Source organism: Pseudomonas sp. FG43, assembly GCF_057809175.1.
This window is the reverse complement of the sequence record NZ_JBMDJL010000030.1, coordinates 33,268-52,703: the sequence shown is the minus strand read 5'-3', so window position 1 is coordinate 52,703 and position 19,436 is coordinate 33,268. Positions and strand designations below refer to the sequence as shown.

The 19,436-nt window shown below is 58.6% G+C and carries 17 protein-coding genes, 2 tRNA genes and 1 riboswitch; of the genes, 1 reads left to right on the top strand and 18 read right to left on the bottom strand.

What is annotated here, in order from left to right:
• Positions 1–140: 140 nt before the first annotated feature.
• The 6 genes from ACODS3_RS25610 to ltaE all read right to left on the bottom strand — a co-directional run bounded on the left by ACODS3_RS25610 (position 141) and on the right by ltaE (position 5,943).
• Positions 141–217: transfer RNA gene (locus ACODS3_RS25610), tRNA-Arg, on the bottom strand.
• Between the two features lie 109 nt (positions 218–326).
• Positions 327–417, bottom strand: a tRNA-Ser gene (locus tag ACODS3_RS25605).
• Positions 418–479: 62 nt separating this feature from the next.
• Positions 480–668, bottom strand: a complete 189-nt coding sequence (gene csrA, locus ACODS3_RS25600) for a carbon storage regulator CsrA (protein ID WP_002554426.1) — start codon at positions 666–668, stop codon at positions 480–482.
• A 175-nt stretch (positions 669–843) separates the two neighbouring features.
• The gene (locus ACODS3_RS25595; protein ID WP_122313746.1) at positions 844–2,076 is read right to left on the bottom strand and encodes an aspartate kinase; all 1,233 of its coding nucleotides are present in this window, start codon (positions 2,074–2,076) and stop codon (positions 844–846) included.
• 93 nt (positions 2,077–2,169) lie between these two features.
• Complete coding sequence (gene alaS / locus ACODS3_RS25590) at positions 2,170–4,794, bottom strand: alanine--tRNA ligase (protein ID WP_201017835.1); 2,625 nt, start codon at positions 4,792–4,794, stop codon at positions 2,170–2,172.
• Between the two features lie 144 nt (positions 4,795–4,938).
• Positions 4,939–5,943: a low-specificity L-threonine aldolase gene (gene ltaE / locus ACODS3_RS25585; protein WP_201003414.1), complete on the bottom strand. Its 1,005-nt coding sequence runs from the start codon at positions 5,941–5,943 to the stop codon at positions 4,939–4,941.
• A 212-nt stretch (positions 5,944–6,155) separates the two neighbouring features.
• Positions 6,156–6,324, top strand: a riboswitch (FMN riboswitch).
• Between the two features lie 124 nt (positions 6,325–6,448).
• Between ltaE and ACODS3_RS25580 the strand changes: the two genes are divergently transcribed.
• The gene (locus ACODS3_RS25580) at positions 6,449–6,961 is read left to right on the top strand and encodes a 6,7-dimethyl-8-ribityllumazine synthase (RefSeq protein WP_201017836.1); all 513 of its coding nucleotides are present in this window, start codon (positions 6,449–6,451) and stop codon (positions 6,959–6,961) included.
• A gap of 70 nt (positions 6,962–7,031) precedes the next feature.
• Here ACODS3_RS25580 and astE read toward each other — a convergent pair whose 3' ends face one another.
• The 12 genes from astE to ACODS3_RS25520 all read right to left on the bottom strand — a co-directional run bounded on the left by astE (position 7,032) and on the right by ACODS3_RS25520 (position 19,375).
• Positions 7,032–8,024, bottom strand: a complete 993-nt coding sequence (gene astE, locus ACODS3_RS25575; RefSeq protein ID WP_201017837.1) for a succinylglutamate desuccinylase — start codon at positions 8,022–8,024, stop codon at positions 7,032–7,034.
• 14 nt (positions 8,025–8,038) lie between these two features.
• Positions 8,039–8,329, bottom strand: coding sequence for a topoisomerase II (locus ACODS3_RS25570; RefSeq protein WP_201003420.1), 291 nt, complete (start codon positions 8,327–8,329; stop codon positions 8,039–8,041).
• 64 nt (positions 8,330–8,393) lie between these two features.
• Entirely contained in the window at positions 8,394–9,740 is a 1,347-nt protein-coding gene (astB, locus tag ACODS3_RS25565; RefSeq protein WP_201003421.1) for an N-succinylarginine dihydrolase, read from the bottom strand.
• Between the two features lie 54 nt (positions 9,741–9,794).
• Complete coding sequence (gene astD, locus ACODS3_RS25560) at positions 9,795–11,264, bottom strand: succinylglutamate-semialdehyde dehydrogenase (RefSeq protein ID WP_489036818.1); 1,470 nt, start codon at positions 11,262–11,264, stop codon at positions 9,795–9,797.
• Entirely contained in the window at positions 11,261–12,286 is a 1,026-nt protein-coding gene (astA, locus tag ACODS3_RS25555; protein WP_201017839.1) for an arginine N-succinyltransferase, read from the bottom strand. Before astA ends, astD begins: the two co-directional genes overlap by 4 nt.
• Before the next feature lie 61 nt (positions 12,287–12,347).
• A complete protein-coding gene (gene aruF, locus ACODS3_RS25550) occupies positions 12,348–13,379 on the bottom strand; it encodes an arginine/ornithine succinyltransferase subunit alpha (RefSeq protein WP_201017840.1) in 1,032 nt (343 codons plus the stop codon).
• A 135-nt stretch (positions 13,380–13,514) separates the two neighbouring features.
• Positions 13,515–14,732 carry an aspartate aminotransferase family protein gene (locus ACODS3_RS25545; protein ID WP_201003429.1) on the bottom strand — a complete coding sequence of 406 codons (1,218 nt, stop codon included), beginning with the start codon at positions 14,730–14,732 and terminating at the stop codon, positions 13,515–13,517.
• A 232-nt stretch (positions 14,733–14,964) separates the two neighbouring features.
• Positions 14,965–15,957 carry a GlxA family transcriptional regulator gene (locus tag ACODS3_RS25540; RefSeq protein ID WP_201003431.1) on the bottom strand — a complete coding sequence of 331 codons (993 nt, stop codon included), beginning with the start codon at positions 15,955–15,957 and terminating at the stop codon, positions 14,965–14,967.
• A 132-nt stretch (positions 15,958–16,089) separates the two neighbouring features.
• On the bottom strand, positions 16,090–16,854 hold the full coding sequence (locus ACODS3_RS25535) for an ABC transporter ATP-binding protein (protein ID WP_201003433.1): 765 nt from the start codon (positions 16,852–16,854) through the stop codon (positions 16,090–16,092).
• A 22-nt stretch (positions 16,855–16,876) separates the two neighbouring features.
• Positions 16,877–17,989: a succinylglutamate desuccinylase/aspartoacylase family protein gene (locus ACODS3_RS25530; RefSeq protein WP_201003435.1), complete on the bottom strand. Its 1,113-nt coding sequence runs from the start codon at positions 17,987–17,989 to the stop codon at positions 16,877–16,879.
• Position 17,990: 1 nt separating this feature from the next.
• Positions 17,991–18,689 carry an ABC transporter permease gene (locus tag ACODS3_RS25525; RefSeq protein WP_201017841.1) on the bottom strand — a complete coding sequence of 233 codons (699 nt, stop codon included), beginning with the start codon at positions 18,687–18,689 and terminating at the stop codon, positions 17,991–17,993.
• On the bottom strand, positions 18,686–19,375 hold the full coding sequence (locus tag ACODS3_RS25520; protein ID WP_201003439.1) for an ABC transporter permease: 690 nt from the start codon (positions 19,373–19,375) through the stop codon (positions 18,686–18,688). The genes ACODS3_RS25525 and ACODS3_RS25520 overlap by 4 nt, the downstream gene beginning before the upstream one ends.
• Positions 19,376–19,436: the final 61 nt, after the last annotated feature.

The window sequence follows — 19,436 nt, the reverse complement described above, 5'->3', positions numbered from 1 at the left end:
CTGTGACCGCTCGGTTCGTAGCCGAGTACTCTATCCAGCTGAGCTACGAGTGCATTGGTATTTTTAGACCAGATCACCTCTGGTTGAAGCCAGTTATCTGGAAGTCTGTATTTAACTACATCAGACCAGTTAACCTTAAATGGTGCACTCGACAGGATTCGAACCTGTGACCGCTCGGTTCGTAGCCGAGTACTCTATCCAGCTGAGCTACGAGTGCATGTGTTGGTGCCGCGCATTATAGGTCGTTAAATCATTTTGTAAAGCACTTTTTCTAGTAATTTCAACAACTTACAGAAGAAGCCAGATTCAACGCACTACAGAAATAATGGCGGAGAACGGGGGATTCGAACCCCCGACACCCTTGTGAGGTGTACTCCCTTAGCAGGGGAGCGCCTTCGGCCACTCGGCCAGCTCTCCGCAACACGGGGCGTATAATAACCACCCTTTTCCCCGTTTGCAAACCAAAAATTCAATAAAAATTAATGGCTTGGTTCTTCGTCCTTCTCTTTCTTGATGCGCAGGTAAATTTCTTCACGATGCACAGCGACTTCCTTGGGCGCATTGACACCAATACGCACTTGATTACCCTTGACGCCGAGCACAGTCACTGTGATTTCACCATCACCAATGATCAGGCTTTCTGCGCACCGACGAGTCAAAATCAGCATACCTTTCTCCTTATGCATTTCAGGAACAACAGTCTGCAAAACCAGTAGGCACAAGCCTGCGACGAAAAAGCCACGAGCCAAGCCTGAGTATTGACTAACGCGAAGAAAAGAACAGTCTTTGCGTGCAGCACAGGAAAACGAAAGGCGCGGTCAAGCCGCGCCCGTCAATGGCAGATCACTCACCCTGCCGAGGAGCATCCAGCTCAAAGGCTGTGTGCAATGCGCGCACGGCCAGCTCCAGATACTTCTCTTCGATCACCACCGAGACCTTGATTTCCGAAGTGGAGATCATCTGGATGTTGATACCTTCCTTTGCCAGAGCCTCGAACATGCGGCTGGCAACACCTGCGTGGGAACGCATGCCGACGCCGACGATGGAAACCTTGGCAATCTTGGTATCACCGGAAACCTCACGAGCACCGATTTCGCGGGCGGTGGTTTCCAGGACCTGCAACGCCGACTGATAGTCGTTGCGATGGATCGTGAAGGTGAAATCGGTGGTGTTATCGTGCGCGACATTCTGCACGATCATGTCGACTTCGATGTTCGCAGCACTGATCGGGCCGAGAATCTTGAAGGCAACACCCGGCGTGTCTGGCACACCACGGATAGTCAGCTTGGCTTCATCGCGGTTGAAAGCGATGCCGGAAATGATCGGCTGTTCCATGGATTCCTCTTCATCAATGGTAATGAGGGTGCCCGGCCCCTCCTTGAAGCTGTGCAGAACGCGCAGCGGGACGTTGTATTTGCCTGCGAACTCTACCGCACGGATCTGCAGCACCTTGGAACCGAGGCTGGCCATTTCCAGCATCTCTTCGAAGGTGATCTTGTCCAGACGCTGAGCTTGCGAAACGACACGCGGATCGGTGGTATACACGCCATCCACGTCGGTGTAGATCTGGCACTCGTCGGCCTTCAAGGCAGCAGCCAGCGCCACGCCAGTGGTGTCGGAACCGCCACGACCGAGCGTGGTGATGTTGCCGTTCTCGTCGACACCCTGGAAACCGGCGACAACCACGACACGACCTGCCTTGAGGTCGGAGCGGATCTTCTGATCGTCGATCTGAAGGATACGCGCCTTGTTGTGGGCGCTGTCGGTCAGGATACGCACCTGATTACCGGTGTAGGACACCGCAGGCACGCCGCGCTTCATCAGCGCCATCGCCAGCAAGGCAATGGTGACCTGCTCGCCGGTGGACACGATCACATCCAGTTCACGAGGAACCGGCTGATCGCTGATCTGTTTGGCCAGTTCGATCAGGCGATTGGTTTCACCGCTCATGGCCGACAATACGACCACCAGATCATCGCCCGCTTCACGGAACTTCTTAACCTTGTCGGCTACCTGCTCGATGCGCTCTACAGAGCCAACAGAGGTGCCTCCAAATTTTTGTACGATCAAAGCCATCTCAAAGCCGCCTCAGAACCCGTTAAGGGCACCCATTAATTCTCAAATCCAAGTGCCGGGCCTGTCATGCACTGACAGGCCTGGAGGTTCGACTCAGATACCCTGCTCTACAAAAGGAACGGTCAGAGCCAGCGCTGCATCCAGAGCACCGGCATCGACACCACCACCTTGAGCCATGTCAGGACGCCCGCCACCTTTACCACCGACGGCAGCGGCCGCTTGTTTCATCAAATCACCGGCTTTGAGTTGGCCAGTCAGGTCCTTGGTCACGCCTGCAACCAAGACAACCTTGTCCTCATGAACACTGCCGAGCAGGATCACTGCGCGGCCGAGCTTGTTCTTCAACTGGTCGACCAGCGCCAACAGCGCCTTGCCATCCTGACCATCCAGGCGGGTAGCCAGAACCTTGACCCCTTTGACGTCCAGGGCAGCGGCAGACAGATCATCGCCCGCCGCGCTGGCAGCCTTGGCCTGCAACTGCTCCAGTTGTTTTTCCAGCTGACGGTTGCGCTCAAGCACAGCCGACAACTTGTCCAGCAGGTTGTCGCGATTCCCCTTGACCAGGGTCGCGGCTTCCTTGAGTTGATCTTCAGCCGAGTTCAGCCAGGCCAGTGCGGCTGCACCGGTCACAGCTTCGATACGGCGCACGCCTGCGGCCACGCCACCTTCGCTGACAATCTTGAACAGTGCGATATCACCGGTACGGTTGGCGTGAATACCGCCACACAGCTCAACGGAGAATTCACCGCCCATGCTCAGTACGCGCACGCTGTCGCCGTACTTCTCGCCGAACAGCGCCATGGCGCCCTTCTTCTTGGCGGTTTCGATATCGGTTTCTTCAGTGACGACCGGAGTGTTCTTGCGAACCTCAGCGTTGACGATATCTTCCAGAGCCCGCAGTTGCTCGGGCTTGATGGCCTCGAAATGGCTGAAGTCGAAGCGCAGACGCTGACTGTCGACCAGCGAGCCTTTCTGCTGGACATGCTCACCCAGCACCTGACGCAATGCAGCGTGCAGCAAGTGAGTGGCAGAGTGGTTCAGCGAAGTCGCAAGACGAACCTCGGCAGCAACCTGGGCTTCAAGCTGCACACCGACTTTCAGGCTGCCAGCGACAACAACGCCGTGGTGCAGGAATGCGCCGCCGGTCTTGGTGGTATCGCGAACATCGAAACGTACGGCACCCGCCTGCAAGTAACCGCTGTCACCGATCTGACCACCCGATTCGGCATAGAACGGCGTGGTGTCGAGAATCACGACGCCCTCTTCGCCTTCGCTCAACTGCTCGACCGACTGACCGTCCTTATAAAGAGCAACGATCTGTGCTGCACCGCTGGTGGCGGTATAGCCGGTGAACTGGGTCGCGACATCAACCTTGACCAGGCTGTTGTAGTCCATGCCGAACGAACTGGCCGAACGGGCACGCTCACGCTGGGCTTCCATCTCGCGCTCGAAACCCGCCTCGTCGAGGGTCAGGTTACGTTCGCGGGCGATATCGCCCGTCAGGTCCATCGGGAAACCGTAGGTGTCGTAAAGCTTGAACACGATTTCGCCAGGCACAACAGTGCCCTTGAGCTCGGCCAGATCCTGTTCAAGGATTTTCAGGCCCTGCTCCAGAGTCTTGGCAAACTGTTCTTCTTCAGCCTTGAGCACACGCTCGATATGCGCCTGCTGCTGAGTCAGCTCAGGGAATGCAGTGCCCATCTCGGCAACCAGAGCGGCCACGATCTGATGGAAGAAGCTGCCCTTGGCACCCAGCTTGTTGCCATGGCGGCAGGCCCGACGAATGATGCGGCGCAATACATAGCCACGACCTTCGTTGGACGGCAGAACACCATCGGCAATCAGGAAACCGCAGGAGCGAATGTGATCCGCTACGACCTTGAGCGATGCCTGATTGTCGTTGCTGCAACCGATGGCCTTGGCCGAAGCGGCCAGCAGGCTCTGGAACAGGTCGATTTCATAGTTGGAATGCACGTGCTGCAGGACTGCGCTGACACGCTCAAGCCCCATACCGGTATCCACCGACGGTGCTGGCAACGGGTGCAGTACGCCATCGGCAGTACGGTTGAACTGCATGAAAACGTTGTTCCAGATTTCGATGTAACGGTCGCCGTCTTCTTCCGGCGAGCCTGGCGGGCCACCCCAGATTTCAGGGCCGTGATCGAAGAAAATCTCGGAGCAAGGGCCGCACGGGCCGGTATCGCCCATGGTCCAGAAGTTGTCGGACGCATAAGGCGCGCCTTTGTTGTCGCCGATACGGACCATGCGCTCGGCCGGAATGCCGATGTCCTTGGTCCAGATATCGTAGGCTTCGTCATCGGTGGCGTAGACCGTTACCCAGAGTTTTTCCTTGGGCAGGTTCAGCCACTTTTCAGAAGTGAGGAAGGTCCAGGCGTAAGTGATCGCATCGCGCTTGAAATAGTCACCGAAGCTGAAGTTGCCCAGCATCTCGAAGAAAGTATGGTGACGAGCGGTGTAGCCGACGTTTTCCAGATCGTTGTGCTTGCCACCGGCACGCACGCATTTCTGGCTGGTGACAGCGCGGGTATAGGCACGCTTTTCCTGGCCCAGGAAGCAATCCTTGAACTGGTTCATACCTGCGTTGGTGAACAGCAGGGTTGGGTCATTGCCCGGAATCAAGGAGCTGGAGGCGACACGTGTGTGGCCTTGCTCTTCGAAGAAGCCAAGGAAGGCTTCACGGATTTCTGCGCTTTTCATAGGTTCTTCCACGGAGACTGCGGCCAGAAGCAGTGCATGACGCCAAAATGACGTAGCAACGGCAAAGGGCCGCATTATATAGGCGTTGCGTCCTCGGTACAGCGTGTTTGTACGATAGAAACCAGTAACTGGACTATCGGCATCTTATATGCGTGAAAACTCGGCGAATACTGCAATGACCCGTTCAAGCTGAGCACGGGATACATCAAGGTGAGTAACCATGCGCAGGCGTGGCGCAGCGCTGAGCTTGATGTCGCGCTCGGCACAGAATGCCTTGAGCGAATGAGCACGCTCACCCATCTGCACATACACCATGTTGGTCTGCACAGGCTCGACCTCATACCCCAGCTCGCTCAAGCCCGCGGCCAGAAATGCCGCATTGGCATGGTCCTCGGCCAGGCGTTCGACCTGATGATCAAGCGCATACAAACCGGCAGCCGCCAGAATCCCGGCCTGACGCATGCCGCCACCGACCATCTTGCGCAGGCGACGAGCCTTGGCGATCAGTTCCGGTGAGCCGCACAGCACAGACCCCACTGGTGCGCCAAGCCCCTTGGACAGACACACCGACACCGAATCGAAGTAGCCAGCAATTTCACGGGCATCGACGCCAAGCCTGACCGCTGCGTTATATAAACGCGCACCGTCCAGATGCAGGGCCAGACCGTGCTCTTCGGTGAACTTGCGGGCCGCTGCCAGATAGCTCAATGGCAACACCTTGCCCTGCATGGTGTTTTCCAGAGCCAGCAGACGTGTGCGGGCAAAATGAAAATCATCGGGCTTGATGCTTGCCAGCACCTGATTCAGGTCCAGCGAACCATCGGCCTGGACTTCCAGCGGCTGAGGCTGGATCGAACCCAATACCGCCGCTCCGCCACCTTCATATTTATAGGTGTGAGCCTGCTGGCCGACGATGTATTCATCACCACGCTCACAATGCGCCATCAAGGCCAACAGGTTGCTCATCGTACCCGTGGGCACAAACAGAGCCTCAGCAAAACCCAGGCGCTTCGCCAGTGTGGCTTCAAGAAGATTGACTGTGGGGTCCTCACCGTAGACGTCATCCCCGACGGGGGCATGCGCCATAGCGTCAAGCATGCCAGCGGTTGGCTGGGTCACAGTGTCACTACGCAGATCGATAACAGTCACGAAAACGCTCCCTGAAAACTCGAAGGCCGATAATGCAGGCAACCTCAAGGTTGCAACAAGGCATTACTGAGGTTTGACATGATAATCAAGGTCCCAGGCCGACGGCACTCCAATCCTCTTATAAGCAAAAGGTAGGGACACCGTACGAAAGTGTCCATGCATGATGGAAAAAACTGTGATAAAAATCCCGCCCCGACAACAGACAATGTCGGTAACGTTCTCAGGGCGGGGTGTAATTCCCCACCGGCGGTAATGGCGCGCAATGCGTCTAGCCCGCGAGCGCTTGGCGGGATTCAGGCTTGAACTGAAGCTCTTCAAGGTCAGCAGACCCGGTGTGATTCCGGGGCCGACGGTCATAGTCCGGATGAAGAGAGAACGGGATAGCGTCCACAGGACCGTCTGCAAAACCTCTGCATGAACTACAAGGTTCATGAGGTTTTCTTACGTAACCTGCATCCCTTTCGATCCAATGCCCTGTTTTTTTCATAAACAGGAGTCAGAACACGTGCAACCTACTGCAATCGACAGCAAAAGCAAAAACCACTCGAACGAGCGCATTGCCTTTATCCAGGCCTGCTGGCACAAGGATATTGTCGACCAGAGCCGCAAAGGCTTCGTCGCTGAAATGGCCAACCATGGCTACACCGAGAGTGATATCGATTTCTTTGAAGTCGGCGGCGCCTTTGAAATTCCCCTGCATGCAAAACTGCTGGCCAACACTGGCCGCTATGCAGGCATCATCGCTGCCGGTCTGGTGGTGGATGGCGGTATCTATCGTCACGAGTTCGTGGCGCAATCAGTGGTCAGCGCACTGATGCAGGTTCAACTGGAAACCGAAGTGCCGGTTTTCTCGGTGGTCCTGACCCCTCACCATTTCCATGCAGGCGAAGAGCATCACAAGTTCTTCTTCGAGCATTTCGTACACAAGGGTGAGGAAGCGGCCAAGACCTGTGCCGATACCCTGAACAAGGTTCGCGCACTGCGCCGTCTTGAGCCGCTGCAGAAAGCCGCCAGCTGATTTTCGCGAATAAATTCGCTCCTACACCGGTCCAGTAGGAGCGAATTCATTCGCGAAGAAGCCGATAAAGTTACACCGCCGGGACGATCAGAATCCCGGCGCGCAAACCATTCCCGACTTTCGGATTGGGGAAGATGATCCGCGCCCCTTCCTCCTCCACCACCCAGCGCGAGCCACCCGCGTCTTCGGCAAGCACATAGCCTTTTTCCAGCGGCGCAAAATTTTGCACGTCGTCAGGCAGGTTGAGGGTGAATGCATCGCTGCGCTTGATGATCTCCCGCGCCACGCTGAATAGCTGCAAGCCCTCCAGGTCATCGCTCGACTCAGGTTCGACACCTTCGATCATCTGCTCCAGAACCTTGCGCAGAGGCGTGAGGTTAACCTGCTGGTTATGACCAAATGGCCGGGCCTTGCCCAGTTCCAGCGTGAAAGACTCGGCTCCGAGCTGATCGTAGGTATAGGCACTGAATACGATGGAAGGCTTGTTCTGCAGCAGTACCGCGCTCATGCCGGCAGTGCGCAGGCGCGCCAGTTCACGGCGGGAATGCTGGCGTCCTTCTTTCCAGGGATACAGGGCAAACTGCTCGATCTTCGAGCCGCGAATGGCCGTGTGCAGGTCGTAATGCAAGCGATAGCGGTCCGGCACACTGAAAAAGCTGGCCGCCAGACGCTCCAGCTCACAGGCACGCATGGCCTCTGAACCGCCACTTTGCTCATGACGCCCATTGAACAGCCGGTTGACGTCCTGCTCGACATAACGAGCGCCACGTCGCATGGCCTCGGGGTTGCCGAACAGGAACAGAATGCGGGCACGCGGCTTGAGGTCGCCGCGTGCAATGCTGCGGATCAATTCGTCCAGCAGCTCGATGGGCGCTGTTTCGTTGCCATGGATACCGGCGGAAAACAGCAAGTCAGTGCCGTTGTCCAGGTCCTGAGGCGCACGCACTTCCAGCGCACCTTCGCCCAGCCAGCGCATACGCACGCCGCCGACGGTCAGTTGAGTCTTTTCCGTGGGCTCGCGCCCGGCCAGAGTCAGTTCAAGCAGTTTACCGAGGGCGAGCATAGGCAGGCTCCTGATCAGTGATTGCAGTCCGGGCCGTGTACGTGACCGTCTTCTTCAGCGTCACTCGGATCAGCCGGCTCCATTTCCAGTTGCAGGCTGACCAGGTTGGTGGCCAGAGGGCGCAGCAGGAGGTTGGCGTATTCGGCATCGCCTTCTTCAACGTCGACACCAATCAGCAACTGGCCACGGCCGTCTTGCTGAATCCACAGCTCTTTACCCTGCCAGAGGACGGCTACGCGGGTGCAGGAAGTTTCCAGCTGGGTGCCATCGGTGTCTTCAAGGATCAGTTGCAGGGCGTCGCTCATGTTCGGGATTCTCTATAGAGATGGAAATCACGCGCAGGGCATCAGTGCCTGCGCGTCAGAACTTTCAAACCAGTTGAAAGGGGTAAACGCTGCCCAGTTTAAGGATTTGCGTGAGCTCATCCAATGCTGTGCGGCATTCAGTCAACAATTGTGGATCAGCCAGATCGCTTTCGCTCATGCGATCACGGTAGTGCTTATCGACCCATCGGGTCAGGGTTTCGTATAACGGCACGGTCATGATGACGCCAGGGTTGACCGCCGCCAGCTCGGTTTCGTTAAGGGCCACACGCAAGCGCAGACACGCCGGACCACCACCGTTCTGCATGCTTTGCTTGAGGTCGAAGACCTTCACTTCCCGGATCGGGCCGCCATCGGCAAGCAGTCGCTGCAAGTAATTCCAGACGCGCAGATTGGCCTGGCACTCCTGAGGCACGATCAACAGCATCGAACCATCGGCGCGGGACAAGAGCTGGCTGTTGAACAGGTAGGAACGCACGGCGTCCTCGACCGACACTTCGTCTCGCGGCACGCAGATCGCCTGAAACAGGCCACCGGTACGGCTGAGCTTGTCGTGCAGTTCGTTCAGCATCGATTCGGTATTGAGAAACGCATCCTCGTGATGGAACAGCACTTCGCCATTGCCCACCGCGATGACGTCGTTATGAAACACGCCCTGATCGATCACGGCCGGGTTCTGCTGACCGTAGACCACGCCGCTATCACTCAGGCCGTGCAGCCGGGCCACAGCCCTGGACGCTTCAAGGGTCTGCCTGGCCGGGTATTTCTGCGGCGCAGGGTAGCGCGTGTCAAAAGCACTGCGCCCGAACACGAAAAACTCCACCCCCGCCTGGCCATAATCCCGGCAGAAGCGCGTATGGTTAGCCGCACCTTCATCGCCAAACTGTGCAACTGCTGGCAGCGCAGCATGATGGGCAAAATGGTGCTCGTTGGCGAACATCGCGCTCAGCACACGGCTGGTGGTCGGATGCTCGATGCTGCGGTGATATTTGCAGTTCAGGTTGGCGGCCGTGAAATGCACGCGGCCATCGGCGGTGTCGGCACTCGGGCTGACAGTCGCGGCATTGGCGACCCACATGCTCGATGCCGAACAACTGGCGACCAGCAGCGGCATATCATCCTTTGCAGCCTGCTCGATCACCTGAGCATCGCTGCCACTGAAACCCAGTTGACGCAGGCCCGCCACATCAGGACGCTCCTGGGGTGCAAGTACACCCTGGGTAAATCCCATGTCCATCAGCGCCTTCATTTTCGCCAGCCCCTGCAATGCCGCTTCGCGAGGGTTGGAGCACTGCTGGCTATTGCGCTGAGAAGCCACATTACCGTAGGACAGACCGCCGTAGTTGTGAGTAGGCCCAACCAGACCGTCAAAATTGACTTCACAGGATTTCATCGGCAAGGCTCCGTAGATCTGTTTTTATAGGTGCATCTTTGTGCAGTGCTGCTATCAATCAAGCTTGACGCCCGGTGTCAGCGCTGCGGGCAAGGTCAACGCCCCAGCCTCCAGCGACGCTACCGGATAAGCGCAATAATCCGCGGCGTAATAGGCGCTGGCCCGATGATTGCCCGAAGCCCCGACACCACCGAAAGGCGCACTGCTCGCCGCCCCGGTCAGTTGCTTGTTCCAGTTGACGATACCGGCGCGGCTTTGCAGCCAGAACTGCTTGTAACGCGCTTCGGAGTCCGACAGCAGGCCTGCGGCCAGACCATATTGCGTGTCGTTGGCTTCAGCGATGGCGGCATCGAAATCGGCGTAGCGAATCACCTGCAACAACGGGCCGAACAGTTCCTCGTCAGGACGCTCGCTGACAGCGCTCACATCGAGAATACCCGGCGTGAGCAAGGCGGCCTGATCCTGCGGCCGGGTCATTTCCAGCAACGCAACTGCGCCTTTGGCCAGCAGATCCGCCTGAGCGGCAAGCAATGCAGAAGCCGCTTCCAGAGAAATCACCGACCCCATGAACGGCGCAGGCTGCCGGTCGAACGCTCCGACTTCAAGGGTTGCAGTCACTGCCACCAGCCGAGCCAGGAATGCATCGCCCCAGGCACCTTGCGGCACCAGCAAGCGACGGGCGCAGGTACAGCGCTGGCCCGCAGAAATGAAGGCCGATTGAATCACGGTGTACACCGCGGCATCGACATCCTGAACCTGATCGACCACCAGCGGGTTATTGCCACCCATCTCCAGTGCCAGAATCTTGTCCGGACGCCCGGCGAATTGCTGATGCAAGGCATTGCCGGTACGGCTGGAGCCGGTAAAGAACAGGCCGTCGATCCCCGGATTGGCCGCCAGAGCAATACCCGTCTCGCGCCCGCCTTGCAGGAGATTCAATACACCAGCGGGCAAGCCGGCTTCGATCCAGCACTTGACCGTCAACTCGGCAACCTTTGGCGTCAGCTCACTGGGTTTGAACAGCACCGTGTTGCCCGCCAGCAGTGCAGGCACGATATGCCCATTGGGTAAATGGCCGGGGAAATTGTAAGGGCCAAAGACCGCCACCACGCCATGAGGCTTGTGGCGCAACACCGCTGTGGCATCGCCCAGCGGACCACTCTTTTCGCCGGTTCGCTCACGGTAGCTCTGCACCGAGATGGCAATCTTGTTGACCATGCTGGTCACTTCGGTAGCCGACTCCCAGAGCGGCTTGCCGGTTTCCTCACCAATGCAATGCGAAAGTTCGTCCGCATGATTCTTGAGGCTGGCAGCAAACGCTTCCAGCACCGAAATACGATCTTCCAGCGAGCGCGAAGCCCAGCTCGCAAAAGCCTGACGCGCCGCCTGCACGGCCGTCTCGACCTGAGCGGCACTTGCACTCTGACCGGACCACAGCACTTGCTGGGACACCGGGTTCAACGAATCGAATGCTTCGCCCTGTCCGGCCTGCCAGGCACCTGCGATATACAGCGTGCTCATCAAACGCCCTCCCGCACCGCAGACAAAGGCACCGCACGCACATTGTCGCCCGGGCTCATGCGCAGACGCCGGGCCGTCAGCGGGTCGACCACCAGCGCACCGGCCGCCATGCGAGCCTGCCCGATGGTAATCCGGCCCTCTTCGCGCTTGCGGTTATAGATCAGGAATTTCGGCGCATCATCACCGGGCGTACCGATGGCCAGCACCAGTGTCTGGCTGTCACGCACGGCACGGATCCTGGTGGTTTCACACTCGATGGCAGGGCCTGCATCGAAAATGTCGACATAACCCTGATAGTTGAACCCCTCGCTCTTGAGCATCGTCAGAGCGGGTTCGGTGTCAGCATGAACACGGCCAATGACACTGCGCGCATCTTGCGAAAGAAAACAGGTGTACAGCGGAAACTTGGGCATCAATTCGGCGATGAAAGCCTTGTTGCCAACACCGGTCAGGTAATCGGCCTGGCTGAACTCCATCTTGAAGAAGTGTCGCCCCAGACTTTCCCAGAACGGGGAACGCCCGTTCTCATCGGACATGCCGCGCATCTCGGCGATGATCTTGTTGCCGAACAGTTTCGGGAACTCGGCAATGAACAGCATGCGCGCCTTGGACAGCAGGCGGCCATTGAGACCGGTGCGCGAATCGCTGTGCAGGAACAGCGAGCACAGTTCGGAGTTGCCGGTCAGGTCGTTGGCCAGGAACAGGGTCGGAATCTCACGATAGATATTGAGTTCCTGAGAGGCACTGACTGTCAGCCCGACGCGGTAGTTGTACCAGGGCTCGCGCAATCCCACGGCGCCGGCAATGGCAGAAATCCCGATCACACGCCCGTCATCGTCTTCGAGCACGAACAGGTAATCGGCATCGGCACGCTCGGCTTCGCCACGAAAGGACTTCTCTGCCCAACCCACCCGATGCGCCAGGCGCTGCTCATTGGCAGGCAATGTCGTCAGGCCTGCGCCAGTGCTGCGCGCCAACTCGATCAGTGCGGGCAGGTCACTGCTGCGTACGGGGCGAACGATCATGTTATCTCCTCGACCGGGCTCTCATGGAGCCCGGAAAACTGGCTAATCTGCTGGATCGAAATCAGACTGCGACAAGGCGCACACTGGCACCTTCGCCGACACCCAGAGCCTCGGCGGCCTTCAGGCTCAACACCACCGGGCGACCGGGTGCCCAGTCCAGCTCCAGCAAGGTTGCGCGGTAATCCTGCAACAGCCCATTGGTCACCAGATACAGGCGCCCGCCTTTTCCGGCATCGTCCGTTGCGCCGGTGTCGATCTTGACCGGCACCAGACGGCTCTGGGCAATCGAACGAATACCCGATACCCGAGCGTGCAAGGTCGGGCCACCGTCGAAAATATCGATGTAATGATCTGTCTCGAAGCCTTCGCGCATCAGGATGTCGAAGGTGATCTGGGCACGAGGATGTACTTGCCCCATGGCCTCCTGAGCGGCGTCGGTCAGGAGCGGAACATAGATCGGATAATGCGGCATCAGTTCGGCCAGGAAGGTCCGGCTTTTCAGGCCACACAAGCGTTCGGCCTCGGCGTAGTTCAGGTCGAAGAAGTTGCGGCCGATGGCATCCCAGAACGGTGAGTCGCCGTTCTCGTCGCTGTAGCCCACGATCTCGGTCACCACCGAATCGGCGAAACGCTCGGGGTGGCTGGCGACAAACAGCAAGCGGCCGCGGGAATTGAGCTCCGACCAGGCCGTGCCCACCAGTTCGGGGATCACATAGAAGCTGGTCAGCAGGCTGTTGCCGGTCAGGTCATGGCACTGGGACAGGACGTGGATCTTGTTATGGATCTTCAGCTCGCGGGAGGCATGCACGAATGTCTCGTTACGAAAGCTGTAGAACGGCTCGGAGTAACCCGCGGAAGCGACGATGCCGGAACAACCCACCAGACGACCGTTCTCGCTGTCTTCAAGCACAAAGAAGTAGGTTTCTTCGCCATTGAAACTGACTTCAGCCGCGAACGATGCTTCCGAAGCGCTGATCTTGTCGCCCAGGCGACCAGCATCGTCAGGCAGGGACGTCACACCAATCGGACTGTCGGCGGCGAGGCGCTGGACTTCTGCCAGGTCAGCCATTTGCGCGGGGCGCATCACCAGCATGGTGCCACTCCTTACCAGATCACAGGCCGGAAACACCGGCACTAAAAAGAGCACCGAGCAGCCTGAAAGCCGCCCGGCACAGGAAAAATGTCCGGCGCCCGCCACAAGGCGAACACCGGAAGGTCAAGCGATGAATCAGGCTGTCAGTTTGGCGATGGCGCGCTCGAAGCGGTTCAGGCCTTCTTCGATGTCGGCATCTTCGATCACCAGACTTGGCGCGAAGCGAACCACGTCCGGGCCGGCTTGCAGGATCATCAGGTTCTCGGTTTCTGCCGCGTTGAAGATGTCCTTGGCCTTGCCTTTCCAGGCATCGGACAGCACGCAACCGATCAGCAGGCCAAGGCCGCGCACTTCAGTGAACACGCCGTATTGCTGGCCGATCGCTTCCAGACGGGTCTTGAACTTCTGATGCTTGCTTTCTACGCCCTTCAATACCTCAGGGGTATTGACGACATCGATCACCGCCTCGCCTACCGCACAAGCCAGCGGGTTGCCGCCGTAGGTCGTGCCGTGTACGCCAACGGCAAAGTGCTTGGCCAGTTTCTCGGTGGTCAGCATTGCCGCCAGAGGGAAACCGCCACCAATGCTCTTGGCACTGGAAAGGATGTCCGGGGTCACGCCGTAATGCATGTAGGCAAACAGATGGCCGCTACGGCCCATGCCGCTCTGCACTTCATCGAAGATCAGCAATGCATTGTGCTCGTCGCACAGCTTGCGAGCGCCTTGCAGATATTCAAGCTCGGCAGGCAAGACACCGCCCTCGCCCTGGATCGGCTCCAGAACCACGGCGCAGGTCTTGTCAGTCACGGCGGCTTTCAGTGCTTCCAGATCGTTGTATGGCACATGGCTGATACCCGTGATCTTCGGCCCGAAACCATCGGAGTACTTGGGCTGGCCACCGACGCTTACGGTAAACAGGGTGCGGCCGTGGAAGCTGTTCAGGGCCGCGATGATTTCGTACTTTTCCGGGCCATGAAGGTCGTGGGCAACGCGACGCGCCAGTTTGAAGGCCGCTTCGTTGGCCTCGGCACCGGAGTTACAGAAGAACACGCGCTCGGCGAAGGTCGAGTCCACCAGTTTGCGGGCCAGACGCAAGGTCGGCTCGTTGGTGAAGACGTTGGAGACATGCCACAGATTGTTGGCCTGCTCAGTCAATGCACCGACCAGCGCCGGATGGCAATGGCCCAGTACGTTGACGGCAATCCCGCCGGAGAAATCCACCAGCTCACGCCCGGCCTGATCCCAGACCCGGGAGCCCGCGCCACGCACGGGGATGAACCCGGCCGGTGCATAGTTGGGGACCATCACCTGGTCGAAATCGGCGCGTTGCACCGCAGCTTGCTCAACGGACATCGGAGTCTCCTGAAGAGGAACGCCTGCCTGAAACCGGCAAGCGATGGGAAGATTGTAAGGATTGATTTCTGTTCGGCCTTGTCGCCAGGCGACATCTTGTTACAGCGCAAAACCGGTTTTTTTCAGAGTTTTCGGCAATGCGACATATTGCGTCACAAAGGCGCAGTTTATCTGCTTTCGCGAATGAATTCGCTCCTACACCTCGCAGGAGCGAATTCATTCGCGAAGCCCATCAACCACGCTCGGCTGGAACGGAAGATAGCTCGAAAGGGCTGTTGCTGCGGCGCTGGTTGCGGTCTTCACGCGGGGTGGCGCCGAAGAAATTGCGGTAGGCGCTGGAGAAGTGCGGGCCGGAGGAGAAGCCGCAGGACAGGCCGATCTGGATGATCGATTTGCTGGTCTGCATCAGCATCTGCCGCGCCTTGTTGAGACGCAGCTCCAGGTAATACTGACTTGGCACGCGATTGAGGTACTGCTTGAAGATCCGCTCCAGTTGCCGACGCGACACGCAGACATGCTGGGCGATTTCATCGGTGGTCAGCGGCTCTTCGATATTGGCCTCCATCAGCAGGACCGCCTGGGTCAGCTTCGGATGGCTGGAGCCCAGACGATTCTGCAACGGAATGCGCTGGCGCTCGCCGCCTTCGCGAATGCGCTCGACCACCAGCTCTTCGGAGACGGCACCGGCCAGTTCCGCGCCATGATCACGGGACAGGACCGCCAGCAACAGATCCAGCACCGACATACCGCCACAGGCGGTCAGCCGGTCACGATCCCAGTCAAACAAGTGACTGGTCGCAATGACTTTGGGGAAGCGCTCGCTGAAATCGTCCTGCCAGCGCCAGTGCACGGCGGCCCGATAACCGTCGAGCAAGCCAAGCTGAGCCAGCGGGTACACACCGGCAGAAAGACCACCGATCGCACACCCGGCACGCACCACTTGCTTGAGGGCACTGGCCAGGGCCGCCGACATCGGAGCGGGCGGCTCGTCCGCCAGCAGGAACAGCTTCTGAAACCCGTCGATGCGACCGGTCCACGGCTCACCCGGCAATTGCCATGCACCCGCGACAGCAGGTTCGTCGGCAACCTCGGCCTGGAGGAATGACAATTCATAGACCACGTCAGGGTGAACGCTCTGGGCAACACGCAAGGCTTCCTCAGCCAACGCCAGGGTCAAGGCTTTGGTGCCGGGCCAGACAAGGAAACCTATTCGATGGGCAGTCATTGGGACATCCGATACGTATCGCCTCAAGGGCTGAACCTCAACAGGCTCGCTCTGGAGTGGGCAGGTCATGTTGCGTGGTGCGCAGCATGCCCTGTTCTGTTGTAAAAGACATCGCCGAAGCGACGCCGATGATTACTTGAGGCTGCCCGAGAGGAACTGTTGCAAACGCTCGGACTGCGGATTGACCAGCACCTCTCGCGGGTCGCCCCGCTCCAGCACCACACCCTGGTGCAGGAAAATCAGCTGGTTCGACACCTCACGGGCAAAACCCATTTCGTGAGTGACCACCACCATGGTCCGGCCCTCCTGAGCCAGCCCCTGCATGACCTTGAGCACGTCGCCGACCAGCTCCGGGTCCAGCGCAGAGGTCGGTTCATCGAACAGCATGACCTCCGGCTCCATGGCCAAGGCACGGGCTATCGCCACTCGCTGCTGCTCGCCACCGGACATATGACCCGGATAGGCATCCTTGCGATGGGCTACGCCCACCTTGGCCAGATAATGCTCGGCCTTTTCCAGCGCTTCCTTTTTCGGCACGCCCAGCACATGCACCGGCGCTTCGATAATGTTCTGCAAGGCCGTCATGTGCGACCACAGGTTGAAGTGCTGAAACACCATGGACAGACGCGAGCGCATGCGCTGCAACTGCTTGGGGTCGGCCGCCTTCAGGCCGCCTTCCTTGTTCGGCACCAGCTTGAGTTCTTCGTTGTTGAGCAGGATCTTGCCGGCATGGGGTTGTTCAAGCAGATTGATGCAACGCAGAAATGTGCTTTTACCCGAGCCGCTGGAGCCGATGATACTGATGACATCGCCTGCCTTGGCTGTCAGGGAAACTCCCTTGATCACTTCATGACTGCCATAACGCTTGTGCAGGTCCTGGACTTCCAGTTTGTTCATGCTTTCGATTCTCACAAGACAGTCAGTCACTGAGCAGACGCCCGTGACGCAGCGCAGTGCGCCCCGCCACTTTGGCCAGCCAGAAACCCGGTTGAGCATAGCGAAGCCGCTCGATAGCGAATAACACACCGGCAGTATTCGCACAGATGGTGCTGACCCGATCGGATAACGGATCGATGACTTCAAACAAGGGCTCGCCGACCTCGACCCAGCTCCCGGCAGCGCGCAGGAACGTCACCACGCCGGGATGAGGTGCATAGAGCAATTCGGTGCCCTCGAACGGCATGCCTTCGCAGGCCTCTCGATCGGGTTTCGGCCAATCGCCGCTGATAAAGCCCTGCTCGGCCAGAAAAGCCAGAATGCCTTCGGCATGAGCTTCGGCCTCGGCCTTGCCGGTATCGGCCTGACCGCCCAGTTCGATGGTCGTCGCCAGACAGGCCAGGGGAATCTGTGCCTCGGGGAAAATTCGCGAAAGGCGCAACCACGGCAACGAACAGGCTTCATCGAAGGAACTGCCGCCAGAGTCTTCAGCCAGCAGCGCGACCTTCACATCCAGATGCGCCGACAGTGAACGCCACTGCGGCCAGTGTTGCGGCAAGGCATACATGTGCAGCGCCGCATCGGCATCGCAATGCAGATCGAGCACCACATCGGCGGTGCAGGCATGACCGAGCAGCACACGCTGCATGCCTTGCAACTCGCTTTGCGGCGCAGGCAGACGCTCAAGCGCAACGGTCATGGCCTGACGAATCAGTTGAATATTGGCGCGGGGATCGTCACCCAACTGGCCTTCAAGCAACTCGGCGACAGGCTCGCTCAGTTCGGTGAAATCGCGGTTGAAGTTCTTGCCGCTGCCAAACTCGAAACGCCCTTGATGCGCGCCCTGCAGCAGTTGCCCAAGCCCCAGCGGATTGGCCACAGGCACCAGCTCGATAACGCCCTTGAGCGCGCCCTGCTCTTCAAGCTGGCCGAGGCGCTTTTTCAGCTCCCAGGCCGTACGCATACCCGGCAACTCGTCAGCGTGCAGGCTGGCCTGGATATAGGCCTTGCGTTCGCCGCTGCCGAAGCGGAAGACACTCAGTTGACGCTCGGTGCCGAGGCTGCCCCACGGCAATACATGATCGGTTCTTTGCATGTCAGACCTTCCGTGGGGCCAGGTAACCCAGCCAGCGACGTTCAGCTATCTTGAACAGCCGCACCAGAATGAATGTCAGGCACAAATAGAAAACGCCTGCGGTTATATAAGCCTCGAAAGGCAGGTAGTACTGAGCATTGACCGTGCGCGCCGCGCCCGTGATGTCGATGAGGGTCACGATGGAGGCCAGACTGGTGGTCTGCAGCATCATGATGACTTCATTACTGTATTGCGGCAGCGCCCGGCGCAGCGCGGAGGGCAGCAGAATGCGGCGATACATCTTGAACGGAGACATGCCCACAGCCCTGGCCGCTTCGATCTCGCCGGCCGGTGTTGCCTTGAGACTGCCGGCAATGATCTCGGCCGTGTAGGCGCTAGTATTGATCGCAAACGCCAGACAGGCGCAGAAGCTGGCACTGGACAGCAGCGGCCACATGACGCTCTCGCGTACTGCCTCGAACTGGGCCAGCCCGTAATAGATCAGGAACAACTGCACCAGCATAGGCGTGCCACGAATCACGTAGGTATACAGCCATGCCGGCAGATTGACCCAGCGGCGCTTTGATACCCGCATCAAGCCCAGCGGCAAGGCCGCGAGCAAACCGAAAGCCAGGGAAATACCGAGCAGTTTCAGGGTTACCAGCAAGCCGCCAAAGTACAGCGGCAGGCTTTCCCAGACGACGTTGTAGTCGAAGATCATAGGTCAGCCGCCTTTACGCCCACGGAGTAGCGTTTTTCCAGATAACGCAAGGCGAGCAGCGAAACACTGGTAATCACCAGATACATCGCAGCTACCGCCAGGAAAAAGGTAAAAGGCTCGCGGGTGGCATCTGCCGCCTGCTTGGCCTTGAACATCATGTCTTGCAGGCCGACCACGGAAATCAGCGCGGTCGCCTTGGTGAGTACCAGCCAGTTATTGGTAAAACCGGGAATCGCGAGGCGAATCATCTGCGGCACCAGTATCCGGAAAAACACCTTGAGACGGCTCATGCCATAAGCCATGCCTGCCTCGGCCTGCCCCTTGGGAATGGCCATGAAGGCACCGCGAAAGGTTTCGGAGAGGTAGGCACCGAAGATGAACCCCAGCGTACCGATCCCGGCCAGCAAGGGATTGAGGTCGATGTAGTCATCGAAGCCCAGCAAGGGCGCGACCCTGTTGAGCAGGTCCTGACCGCCGTAGAAGATCAGGAGAATCAGGACCAGATCGGGAATGCCGCGAACCACCGTGCAATACAGATCCCCCAGCCACGCCAGCCAGCGCAGCGGCGACAGACGCAGCGCCACGCCAATCAGACCGAGAACGATTGCCAGGGCCATCGATGACAGGGCCAACTGCAAGGTCAGCCAGGCACCTTCGAGGATTACAGCCCCGTAGCCTTTCAACATGTGTGTGCGGTCCTCAAGCATGGGTATAAAAAATGGCGCAATCCAGGCTGCCCTGTTTGCG

Coding starts and splice junctions, on each gene's coding strand:
- csrA (WP_002554426.1), bottom strand. CDS start 668: ATGCTGATTTTGACTCGTCGGTGCGCAGAAAGCCTGATCATTGGTGAT.
- ACODS3_RS25595 (WP_122313746.1), bottom strand. CDS start 2,076: ATGGCTTTGATCGTACAAAAATTTGGAGGCACCTCTGTTGGCTCTGTA.
- alaS (WP_201017835.1), bottom strand. CDS start 4,794: ATGAAAAGCGCAGAAATCCGTGAAGCCTTCCTTGGCTTCTTCGAAGAG.
- astE (WP_201017837.1), bottom strand. CDS start 8,024: ATGCTCGCCCTCGGTAAACTGCTTGAACTGACTCTGGCCGGGCGCGAG.
- ACODS3_RS25570 (WP_201003420.1), bottom strand. CDS start 8,329: ATGAGCGACGCCCTGCAACTGATCCTTGAAGACACCGATGGCACCCAG.
- astB (WP_201003421.1), bottom strand. CDS start 9,740: ATGAAATCCTGTGAAGTCAATTTTGACGGTCTGGTTGGGCCTACTCAC.
- astA (WP_201017839.1), bottom strand. CDS start 12,286: ATGATCGTTCGCCCCGTACGCAGCAGTGACCTGCCCGCACTGATCGAG.
- aruF (WP_201017840.1), bottom strand. CDS start 13,379: ATGCTGGTGATGCGCCCCGCGCAAATGGCTGACCTGGCAGAAGTCCAG.
- ACODS3_RS25545 (WP_201003429.1), bottom strand. CDS start 14,732: ATGTCCGTTGAGCAAGCTGCGGTGCAACGCGCCGATTTCGACCAGGTG.
- ACODS3_RS25540 (WP_201003431.1), bottom strand. CDS start 15,957: ATGACTGCCCATCGAATAGGTTTCCTTGTCTGGCCCGGCACCAAAGCC.
- ACODS3_RS25535 (WP_201003433.1), bottom strand. CDS start 16,854: ATGAACAAACTGGAAGTCCAGGACCTGCACAAGCGTTATGGCAGTCAT.
- ACODS3_RS25530 (WP_201003435.1), bottom strand. CDS start 17,989: ATGCAAAGAACCGATCATGTATTGCCGTGGGGCAGCCTCGGCACCGAG.
- ACODS3_RS25525 (WP_201017841.1), bottom strand. CDS start 18,689: ATGATCTTCGACTACAACGTCGTCTGGGAAAGCCTGCCGCTGTACTTT.
- ACODS3_RS25520 (WP_201003439.1), bottom strand. CDS start 19,375: ATGTTGAAAGGCTACGGGGCTGTAATCCTCGAAGGTGCCTGGCTGACC.